This window comes from Flavobacterium sp. UBA6195 (assembly GCF_002422095.1).
Classification (GTDB): domain Bacteria; phylum Bacteroidota; class Bacteroidia; order Flavobacteriales; family Flavobacteriaceae; genus Flavobacterium.
The window spans coordinates 1-8,024 of record NZ_DITB01000089.1; the positions used below are offsets into that span (position 1 = coordinate 1).

At 33.3% G+C, this 8,024-nt stretch carries 9 protein-coding genes and 1 pseudogene; 1 reads left to right on the forward strand and 9 read right to left on the reverse strand.

The genetic code is table 11. The annotated features are described in order from the left end of the window. The 9 genes from B4I81_RS07960 to B4I81_RS08000 all read right to left on the reverse strand — a co-directional run. On the reverse strand, window positions 1-397 hold a 397-nt coding region (locus tag B4I81_RS07960; RefSeq protein WP_291109444.1), incomplete at its 3' end, for an outer membrane beta-barrel protein. A gap of 1 nt (window position 398) precedes the next feature. After that, entirely contained in the window at window positions 399-1,130 is a 732-nt protein-coding gene (gene ubiE, locus B4I81_RS07965; protein WP_291109446.1) for a bifunctional demethylmenaquinone methyltransferase/2-methoxy-6-polyprenyl-1,4-benzoquinol methylase UbiE, read from the reverse strand. Between the two features lie 194 nt (window positions 1,131-1,324). Beyond that, window positions 1,325-1,810, reverse strand: a complete 486-nt coding sequence (locus B4I81_RS07970; RefSeq protein WP_291109448.1) for a dihydrofolate reductase — start codon at window positions 1,808-1,810, stop codon at window positions 1,325-1,327. Window positions 1,811-1,816: 6 nt separating this feature from the next. After that, window positions 1,817-2,269, reverse strand: coding sequence for an energy transducer TonB (locus B4I81_RS07975; protein ID WP_291109450.1), 453 nt, complete (start codon window positions 2,267-2,269; stop codon window positions 1,817-1,819). Between the two features lie 10 nt (window positions 2,270-2,279). Continuing rightward, window positions 2,280-3,104 carry a thymidylate synthase gene (locus tag B4I81_RS07980; protein WP_073582194.1) on the reverse strand — a complete coding sequence of 275 codons (825 nt, stop codon included), beginning with the start codon at window positions 3,102-3,104 and terminating at the stop codon, window positions 2,280-2,282. A gap of 35 nt (window positions 3,105-3,139) precedes the next feature. Next, window positions 3,140-4,798 (reverse strand): NupC/NupG family nucleoside CNT transporter, encoded by a 1,659-nt coding sequence (locus B4I81_RS07985; RefSeq protein WP_291109453.1) that lies wholly within the window; start codon window positions 4,796-4,798, stop codon window positions 3,140-3,142. Between the two features lie 15 nt (window positions 4,799-4,813). Next, entirely contained in the window at window positions 4,814-5,437 is a 624-nt protein-coding gene (locus B4I81_RS07990) for a bifunctional nuclease family protein (protein WP_291109455.1), read from the reverse strand. Window positions 5,438-5,615: 178 nt separating this feature from the next. Then, entirely contained in the window at window positions 5,616-6,584 is a 969-nt protein-coding gene (locus B4I81_RS07995) for an electron transfer flavoprotein subunit alpha/FixB family protein (RefSeq protein WP_291109456.1), read from the reverse strand. Window positions 6,585-6,665: 81 nt separating this feature from the next. Further along, window positions 6,666-7,412 (reverse strand): electron transfer flavoprotein subunit beta/FixA family protein, encoded by a 747-nt coding sequence (locus tag B4I81_RS08000; RefSeq protein WP_231842365.1) that lies wholly within the window; start codon window positions 7,410-7,412, stop codon window positions 6,666-6,668. Between the two features lie 272 nt (window positions 7,413-7,684). Here B4I81_RS08000 and B4I81_RS08005 point away from each other — a divergent pair. Beyond that, window positions 7,685-8,024, forward strand: a pseudogene (locus B4I81_RS08005) (alpha-ketoacid dehydrogenase subunit beta); the annotation flags it as partial.

Sequence of the window (8,024 nt, forward strand, 5' to 3'; positions counted from 1 at the left end):
TTCCTGTACGTAATGCAGAATATTTTAGTAAAAGAGGGAAAAATATATAAGTAGATTTGACTTCACGTAAACGATCGCCTACATCCACAATATTTGGGTAGGTTAAGTTTCTTTGAGTAATATAAAGACCTGGTTCAAAGCGAAAATCCAGATATTCTGTAAGTCTTAAATTTCCTATAAGTCCTACATTAAATCCAGTAGTTGTTTCAACTTCAATATCTTCAGTTACTGATAAATAATCAAATTTAAAATCAAGACTATTAAATCCAAGATAATACCCCCAATGAACGCGTTGTTTGTTCCAGTTTTCCTTGTTGATAATTGGATCTTTACTAAACATGCCCTCCTGAGCAAAAAGTAGGGGTGAAAAAAGTAATAAAAATAAAAACTTCTTCATATTATTTTTTAGATGCTTGATAAATAGTGGCAACTCCAAATATTTGAGGGAGATGCTTCACGTCTATAAACCCCATTTTTCTCAAAATATTGTTTAACACTTCTCCAAAAGGGAAATTTTGTGCCGAAGTAGATAAATATTGGTACGCTTTTTTATCTTTTGAAAATAATTTTCCAATAGTTGGCATGATGAAATTGGTATACACATAATACCCTTGTTTAAAAGGGAATTGTGTAGGAACCGAAGTTTCTAAAATAATCAATTGCCCACCGGGTTTTAATGTTCTTAAAATATCGGTTAAGCCTTTTTCCAAATTTTCAAAATTACGTACACCATAAGCAACCGTAATCGCGTCAAAATAATTATCAGGATACGGAATATTCTCGCCATCACCTAAAACCATTTGAATTCTAGAATCCAAGTTTTGAGCCGCAATTTTTTTCTTTCCAATGTCTAGCATGCCTTGCGAAATATCTAAGCCAATAATTTCAGTAGCCGAAGTATTGGCAAATAAAATCGCTAAATCACCTGTTCCAGTAGCAATATCTAAAATGGTTTTCGGTTGTTTTGCCGCAATCATTTTTAAGATTTTCTTTTTCCACTTGGCATCGGTTCCAAAAGAAATAACTCGGTTTAACCCATCATAATTTTCAGAAATGGTATCAAACATTTGAGCAACTTGTTCTTTTTTCCCTAAGTTAGAATCTTGATATGGCGTAATATTTTTTGACATTTTGCAATTTTTTGGAACACAAAAGTACTGATAAAAAATCAAATACAAGGGCAAAATTCAATTTCAATAGCAACTTCAAAATTCAAATTCAATGTCAATTTTGATTTAAGAGCCTATTTTTAGAAACACTGATTTAAGAAAATTAAAAAATCCGTTGAAATCTGTCAAATCTGCGTTATCCGCGTTCTAAAAAACTATTTTCTAACGTACGTTAAAAAAGTAAAATCATAATCGTGCTTTTCGTCTTTTGGGTGAAATTCTTCGAAGATTAATTCCCATTTGTCTGTATCGATTTCAGGAAAAAAAGTATCGGCTTCAATAGTGGTATGCACCCTAGTTAAATCGATTTTATCAGCGATTTCGATAGATTGTTTGTAGATTTCGCCTCCGCCAATGATGAAAACTTCTTCATTTTTCGGACATAAATCAATCGCTTTTTGAAGACTGCTTGCTAGCAAACAACCTTCTGGAGCTTCATAATCTTTTTGTCGTGTAATGATGATATGCGTTCTATTGGGTAACGGTTTTGGAAAACTTTCAAAGGTTTTTCTTCCCATCACAATATAATGACCAGAAGTAATGGCTTTAAAACGCTTAAAGTCATCTGGCAAATGCCAAACCAATTGATTGTCTTTTCCTAAAGCATTGTTTTCGGATGCCGCTGCGATTATGGTGAGCATATTTTACTACAGGTTGAAATTAAGTGGAATAGAATATCTTACATTTACTGGTTCTCCTCTTTGGGTGCCAGGTTTCATTTTTGGCAATAAACTAATTATTCTCCTCGCTTCATCTTCTAATAATTTGCCATTTTCTGGACCTCTAGTAGTAATGTTTTGAATTTCACCCTCTTTATTAATTATGAATGATGCGATTACTTTACCAGTGATTCTATTCTTTTTTGCTTCTTTAGGATATTTGAAATTTTTTTTGATATGCTCACTCATTTTTTGGCTAAAACAATTCTTCCTTTCTTTTGGATTAACATCTTCGCAACCTGGAAATATTGGGTCTTCCTCAGTTATTGTAACAATAGTTTTTTCTTCCGTTTTAGTTTTTTCAGAATTTATTTTATTTTCTTGAGACCAAATAGTATTTGATAGAACAAAAATAAAAATTGAGAAATAGATTTTTTTCATAACTTAAATTTTAAACCGCCACAACACCTTTAATATGCGGATGCGGGTCGTAACCTTCTAACGTAAAATCCTCAAACTTGAAATCGAAAATATTTTTAATTTCTGGGTTTAATTTCATCGTTGGTAAAGGTCGGCACTCGCGCGATAATTGCAATTGTAGTTGCTCGATATGGTTGTTGTAAATGTGCGCATCACCAAAAGTGTGGATGAATTCGCCCACTTGTAAATCGCAAACTTGTGCAATCATCATCGTAAACAAAGCATAAGACGCAATATTAAACGGAACACCTAAGAAAATATCAGCACTGCGTTGGTACAACTGGCAACTTAATTTCCCATCGGCAACATAAAACTGAAAAAAAGCATGACATGGAGGCAAAGCAGCTTTTCCATTGGCAACATTTTCTGCAAACGAAACAGAAGTATCTGGTAAAACACTAGGATTCCAAGCGGAAACCAACATTCTTCTACTGTTTGGATTGGTTTTTAGTGTTTCGATTAATTCGGTAATTTGATCGATTTCTTCGCTGTTCCAATTGCGCCATTGGTGTCCGTAAACCGGACCTAAATCGCCATTTTCATCTGCCCATTCGTCCCAAATTTTCACACCGTTTTCTTGTAAATATTTGATATTCGTATCGCCTTTTAAAAACCACAACAATTCGTAAATAATTGATTTTAGGTGGAGTTTCTTAGTGGTTACCATTGGAAAACCTTCGCTTAAATCAAAACGCATTTGGTACCCAAACACACTTAAGGTTCCAGTTCCGGTACGGTCGCCTTTTTGGTTACCGTTTGCTAATACGTGTTTTACTAAATCGTGATATTGTTTCATGTTTAAGTCAAAAGTTAGAAGTTAGAAGTTACAAATTACCCAATAATCATTCCAGCAATAGTTGCTGATAGTAATGAAGCCAAACTTCCGCCTAATACTGCTTTTAATCCAAGTTCAGATAATGTTTTTCTTTGGTTTGGTGCTAATGAACCAATTCCACCAATTTGAATTCCGATAGAAGCAAAGTTTGCAAATCCACATAACATATAGGTTGCCATAATTACAGATTTGTTGAAAGTGAAATGTACTTCGTTTGCCACATTTTTCAATTCTGCTAATTGGATATAACCAACAAATTCTGATGCGGCTAACTTGATTCCTAATAATTGTCCCATTAACATCATGTCTTCTTTAGCAATTCCAATTAACCACATTAAGGGTGAAAAGATGATTCCTAAAATAGTTTCTAATGAGAATGATTTGTAAGGTGTGTTTGCTGCAATAACATCATTTAAACCTGTCCAAAGTCCAATTTTTCCAAAAGTGTAATTAATCATCGCGATGAAAGCAATAAAAACTAATAACATTGCGGCTACGTTTGCTGCTAATTTTAATCCTTCTGTAGTACCAGTAGCAATAGCATCTAAGATATTAGAACCAATTTTTTCTTTGGTAACTTCAATATCTGTGTTTACAACTTCTGTTTGAGGACATAATATTTTTGAAATGATAATCGCGCCAGGTGCCGCCATTACAGAGGCAGCAAGTAAGTGTTTTGCGAATTCTAGTCTTAATGCAGGGTCGTTTCCACCTAGGAAACTTATATAAGCTGCTAAAACTCCTCCAGCAACGGTTGCCATTCCGCCGGTCATTACTAAGAACACTTCACTTTGGTTCATTTTCTCTAAATAGGCTTTAATCATTAAAGGAGCTTCGGTTTGACCTAAGAAAATATTTCCTGCTGTTGATAAACCTTCAGGACCTGAAATGTTCATTAATTTAGTTAAAACTGTTGCCATTCCCTTTACTACAATCTGAATAACTCCAAGATAGAATAATAATGATGTCAATGCTGAAAAGAAAATAATCGTTGGTAATACTTGAAATAAGAAAATGAATCCAAAATTATCAACATTCATCATGCCACCTAATAAAAATTCACTACCAGCTCTCGTAAAATCTAAAACTTTTACAAATAATGTACCTACAAATTCAAAAGTAGCTTTTACAAATCCAATTTTAAGAACTCCTACAGCAAGAATAAGTTGTAATGCAAGTCCAATTCCAATGGTTTTCCAATTGATAGCTTTTCTGTTTGAACTGAAGATATAAGCGATTCCTAATAACGCTACCATTCCTAAAATTCCTCTAAGTAAACTGTTTAGTGAAAAACCTTCGTTTGGTTTGATTTCGCCATTGATTACTTCGGCTTTAGTAGCTTTGTTTGAAGCAAAAAATGAATATGCTTTTCCTCTGTTTTTTAAGGTAAGTGTAGAGTCGGTTTTGGTTTCAATTACGAAACGTTTTGTTGGAGAATCAGATCCATTTTCGAATAAGAAAATAAAATTATCTTGAACTAAATAATCTCCTTTTTGTTTTAAGCTGTCTGACGAAATGTGAAGTTCGTAGCTTCCTCCTTTTAATTCTAAATAATCTTTATTTGAAGAAGAAAGTTGCCATTTTTTTTCAATTTCTTGAGCTGAAGTTGTAAAGCTTAAAAATAAAGCCAATACATAAAAAATATATTTATACATAAATAGTTTTAGGGTTTATGATTCTTTTTTTGAAATTTCGTCTCTAATTTTTGCGGCTCTTTCGTAGTCTTCGTTTTGCACCGCTTCGTCTAATTTTTGATACAATTCTTTTAGGGAATAACCAGAATAGTTATCTGCTGGAACCACTACATCCTCTTCGTAAGTGTCTGTTGGGGTTAAAATAGTGTCGTTATCTTGGTTTTCATTTGTAGTTTCAGACGGATTGATGCTTAAATAAATTCCGGCTTTGTCTAAAATGTTTTTGTAAGTAAAAATAGGAGCATTAAAACGTAAAGCCAATGCAATAGCGTCCGAAGTACGCGCATCGATTATTTCTTCGATTTTGTCTCTTTCGCAAATAATGCTTGAATAGAAAACACCATCTACTAATTTATGAATAATCACTTGCTTTACTACGATGTCAAATCGGTCTGCAAAGTTTTTGAATAAATCGTGTGTAAGTGGTCTTGGAGGTTTTATTTCTTTTTCTAAAGCAATAGCAATCGACTGCGCTTCAAAAGCTCCGATAACAATTGGAAGTTTTCGCTCACCATCCACTTCATTTAAGATTAAGGCATACGCTCCGTTTTGCGTTTGGCTGTACGAAATACCTTTTATGGTTAATTTTACTAAACTCATTTTAATGTGTTAATTGTAATTTTTTTGATATGCTGATTCGGATTTTTGCAATAATCACAAAGTCAGAAAATGGCTAACAGAAAAACGGTTAGCCATTTGCCCCAAAAATAAAAAAAAGAGCTATCTAAACAAAGATAACTCTAATTTTAATATAATATATTTTTAAACAACTAATTTATTATGAGTTGCTCGCTTTAAATGCTTTTAATTTTTCAATTAATTGAGGCACTACAGTGAAAGCATCACCTACAACTCCGTAATCAGCAACTTTAAAGAAAGGCGCTTCTGGATCTGTGTTAATCACTACTTTTACTTTTGATGAGTTGATACCTGCAATATGTTGGATTGCTCCAGAAATTCCCACTGCAATATATAAGTTAGAAGCTACTGGTTTTCCAGTTTGTCCTACGTGCTCGCTGTGAGGTCTCCATCCAATATCAGATACTGGTTTAGAACATGCTGTTGCAGCACCTAAAACTGAAGCTAATTCTTCAATCATTCCCCAATTCTCTGGACCTTTCATTCCACGACCTGCAGAAACCACGATTTCAGCGTCTGCAATAGTTACTTTTCCAGTTACTTTTTCTACGTTTTCAACTTTGATTCCGAAATCAGCATCGTTTAATGATGGTGCGAATGCTTCTTCTGTCATTGCAACTGCATCTTCGACTAATCCGAAAGAGTTTTTAGCAATTCCTAAAACTTTTACTGGAGTTGAAATCTCAGTAATATTGAAAGCTTTGTTTGAGAAAGCAGTTCTTTTCACTTGGAAAGGTGAAGTACTAACAGGTAAAGCTACCACATTTGAAGCGTAACCTGCTTCTAAAGCTACCGCTACAAGTGGAGCTAAATATAAACTGTCTGTTGATGAAGAAACTAAAACGATTTGAGTTCCTTCTTTTTTAGCCGCTTGAGCAATTACATCAGCATAAGCTTTTGCACTAAAGTTGTTTAATTTATCGTTAGAAACGTTTAATACTTTGTCTACTCCATAAGCAGCTAAAGCGCTGTTGTCAGAGTTGTTAATAGTTACTGCTGTAACTGTTGTTCCCATAGAAGTAGCTACTTTTTTTGCGTATGAAGCTAATTCTAAAGCTACTTTTTTAATTTTTCCTTCTGCTGATTCAGCATATATTAATATCGACATGATTTTTATGATTTAAGATTAACGATTTTTGATTTTTGATTTATGAAGTTTTCTGTAATCATAAATCTGTGTTCAAAAATCTTAAATTACTTTTGCTTCGTTATGTAATAAGTTAATTAATTCATCCAAATTATCAGCACTTACTAATTTTACTGCTGATTTAGCAGCTGGTTTTTCAAATTTCACTGCTTTGGTTGCAGAAGCGTCTCCTGTTGGTTCTACTAAAGTTAAAGCTTTAGTTCTTGCCATCATGATACCTCTCATGTTTGGAATACGTAAATCTTTTTCTTCTACTAAACCTTTTTGACCACCAATAATTAATGGTAAACCTGCAGAAACGATTTCTTTTCCACCGTCAATTTCTCTTGTTACTTTAGCTTCGTTTCCATTTACATCAATTCCAACACAAGCGTTCACGAAATTGTAACCTAACATAGCTGCCATCATTCCAGGAACCATTCCTCCATTATAATCTAATGATTCTTTTCCTGCGATAATTAAATCGTAACCTCCGTTTTTTACTACTTCTGCTAATTGTTTTGCAACAAACATTCCGTCTGTTGGATTAGCGTTAATACGAATTGCTTCGTCAGCTCCAATAGCTAATGCTTTTCTTAAAGTTGCCTCAGCGTCAGCACCACCAACGTTTACAACTGTTACATTTGCTCCTTGTTGCTCTTTGAACCAAATGGCTCTTGTTAAACCAAATTCATCATTAGGATTAATTACAAATTGAACACCATTTGTGTCAAATTCACTGTCACCATTGACAAAATTAATCTTTGAAGTAGTATCAGGTACGTGACTGATGCAAACTAATATTTTCATTATTTATATATTTTGTTAGTGAATATTTCAGTCCCAAAAATACAAAATAATTTCTAAAATAAAACTATGCATGCATAATAAATATGTTATTCTTATATAAATTATGATTTTTTTAAAAATAGTTTAATTAATGGTTTGATTTTTAATCAATGATTAATTTTTTTTAACTCTAAAACGTTTTAGTAGAAAGTACAACCATTTTTTTTAATAAGGAATTAGAATAATTTAATTTTTCATACTTTTGCCAATCATAATTCAAAGAAATTAATTTCATGAGAACGATACAATTTAGAGAAGCAGTATGTGAAGCGATGAGCGAAGAAATGCGTCGCGATGAATCGATTTATTTAATTGGGGAAGAAGTTGCAGAATATAATGGAGCCTATAAAGCTTCAAAAGGAATGCTTGATGAATTTGGACCAAAACGTGTAATTGATGCTCCTATTGCGGAATTAGGATTTGCAGGAATCGCTGTAGGTTCTGCTATGAATGGAAATCGTCCAATTGTAGAGTTCATGACATTCAACTTTTCATTAGTAGGAATTGACCAAATTATTAATAACGCTGCAAAAATGCGTCAAATGTCGGGTGGACAATTCCCAATGCCAATGG

Excerpts from the sequence above, each read along its gene's own strand:
- ubiE (WP_291109446.1), bottom strand. The coding sequence starts at position 1,130 with ATGTCAAAAAATATTACGCCATATCAAGATTCTAACTTAGGGAAAAAA.
- B4I81_RS07970 (WP_291109448.1), bottom strand. The coding sequence starts at position 1,810 with ATGCTCACCATAATCGCAGCGGCATCCGAAAACAATGCTTTAGGAAAA.
- B4I81_RS07975 (WP_291109450.1), bottom strand. The coding sequence starts at position 2,269 with ATGAAAAAAATCTATTTCTCAATTTTTATTTTTGTTCTATCAAATACT.
- B4I81_RS07980 (WP_073582194.1), bottom strand. The coding sequence starts at position 3,104 with ATGAAACAATATCACGATTTAGTAAAACACGTATTAGCAAACGGTAAC.
- B4I81_RS07985 (WP_291109453.1), bottom strand. The coding sequence starts at position 4,798 with ATGTATAAATATATTTTTTATGTATTGGCTTTATTTTTAAGCTTTACA.
- B4I81_RS07990 (WP_291109455.1), bottom strand. The coding sequence starts at position 5,437 with ATGAGTTTAGTAAAATTAACCATAAAAGGTATTTCGTACAGCCAAACG.
- B4I81_RS07995 (WP_291109456.1), bottom strand. The coding sequence starts at position 6,584 with ATGTCGATATTAATATATGCTGAATCAGCAGAAGGAAAAATTAAAAAA.
- B4I81_RS08000 (WP_231842365.1), bottom strand. The coding sequence starts at position 7,412 with ATGAAAATATTAGTTTGCATCAGTCACGTACCTGATACTACTTCAAAG.